This is a genomic window from Salinibacterium sp., from assembly GCF_031364185.1.
In the GTDB taxonomy this organism is placed as follows: domain Bacteria; phylum Actinomycetota; class Actinomycetes; order Actinomycetales; family Microbacteriaceae; genus Rhodoglobus.
Genome location: NZ_JANLVV010000145.1, coordinates 1 through 1,194 on the forward strand (window position 1 = coordinate 1; position 1,194 = coordinate 1,194).

The window sequence follows — 1,194 nt, forward strand, 5'->3', positions numbered from 1 at the left end:
TCGCCGCGGTCGACGCCGAACGTACGCTGAACACCGCAACCTTCGGATTCAGCTTTCGCGAGCACCTTCGCATCTGAAGCACCGATGACTGGGAAACGGGCGACCTTCCACAACTCACGATCGGAACCATCCGCGAGTACCCGATCGTGGTGGCTCATGCTGTTACCAGAGGGGCGGCGAGTATCGCGTCGGCCAATTCGAGCACTTCGGATTGGAGGTTGTCGGGCGCTCCGAGCTCGAAAAACTTACGGAATATCTTCGTGACAGCGATCTTCACGTCGATGCTGTAACCGCTGTCGTGCTGTTCGAGCTTGTTCGCAGCCAAGGCGATGTGGTCGCATTGGTCTTCGGTCAGGTCAGCCATGGTGGTGCCTTTCGGGGTTACAGGTGGGCGTCGGGCATGAATGCGGCGACGAGTAAACGGAAGATGACGGCAAGCGTTACGAGTGCGACGACGGACGCGGCCCAGATGTGCCAGTCCGTCACCCAGGGTGGGAGTTTCATTCGTCGCCCTCCGCCCAGAACCATTCGCAGTGGCATTGGACCGCACCGACATGAAGCATCACGTCGGTGTGGCATCTGCCCCCGTACGGGTGGTGGTCCTCCGCGGGGTGGTCACACGCGGCGCAGATCATGGGAGCGTCTGCACGATGATGAGCGCGACCACTTCGACCGCAACCAGCGCGGCAGCCAGGATCGCAATTCTCACGATCAGCTTCCGGGTGGAGCTCAGCCGTACCGGGAAATCTGTGAGGTCGTCAGTGAGAACCGCGACATGCGACACCACCGGTTTCGGGGCTGGCTCGTAGTCGTCCCACTCGACCTCGTAGATACCGATGTCCGGTTCGTGGGTGGTCACGCTTCCACGACCTTCCCGCGGGTGAGGGCGTAGAACGTTTCTCCCTTGACTGTCTCCCCGTCAACGAGGACCGCGCGAACCTCGATAATCTTCCAGCGCGAATCGCGTTCGGTAAGCACGATCCAGCAGCCGACAGCGCCGGATGCTTTCGAGTTGCGTCCGGTGACCATGGCGATGGAGTCTTTACCTGTCACGGATGCCGCCGACCGGTCGCCCGTGTTCGATGCCGCCGACCGGTCGCCCGTGTTCGATGCCGCCGACTGGTAGCCCGTGTTCGATGCCGCCGACCGGTCGCCCGTGTTCGATGCCGCCGACCGGTCGCCCGTGTTCGATGC

The 1,194-nt window shown here is 62.2% G+C and carries 4 protein-coding genes; all 4 read right to left on the reverse strand.

Annotation, left to right across the window (positions count from 1 at the left end):
- Window positions 1-154: 154 nt before the first annotated feature.
- Complete coding sequence (locus RMN95_RS06595; RefSeq protein WP_309616146.1) at window positions 155-364, reverse strand: hypothetical protein; 210 nt, start codon at window positions 362-364, stop codon at window positions 155-157.
- Between the two features lie 17 nt (window positions 365-381).
- On the reverse strand, window positions 382-504 hold the full coding sequence (locus tag RMN95_RS06600; protein ID WP_309616147.1) for a hypothetical protein: 123 nt from the start codon (window positions 502-504) through the stop codon (window positions 382-384).
- Window positions 505-631: 127 nt separating this feature from the next.
- On the reverse strand, window positions 632-859 hold the full coding sequence (locus RMN95_RS06605) for a hypothetical protein (protein ID WP_309616148.1): 228 nt from the start codon (window positions 857-859) through the stop codon (window positions 632-634).
- Window positions 856-1,194, reverse strand: a 339-nt coding sequence (locus tag RMN95_RS06610; protein WP_309616149.1) for a hypothetical protein, incomplete at its 5' end; no start/stop codon positions are given. The genes RMN95_RS06610 and RMN95_RS06605, both read right to left, overlap by 4 nt.

What these genes read in the sequence shown, in the direction of transcription:
- RMN95_RS06595 (WP_309616146.1), bottom strand. Translation starts at nt 364, where the DNA reads ATGGCTGACCTGACCGAAGACCAATGCGACCACATCGCCTTGGCTGCG.
- RMN95_RS06600 (WP_309616147.1), bottom strand. Translation starts at nt 504, where the DNA reads ATGAAACTCCCACCCTGGGTGACGGACTGGCACATCTGGGCCGCGTCC.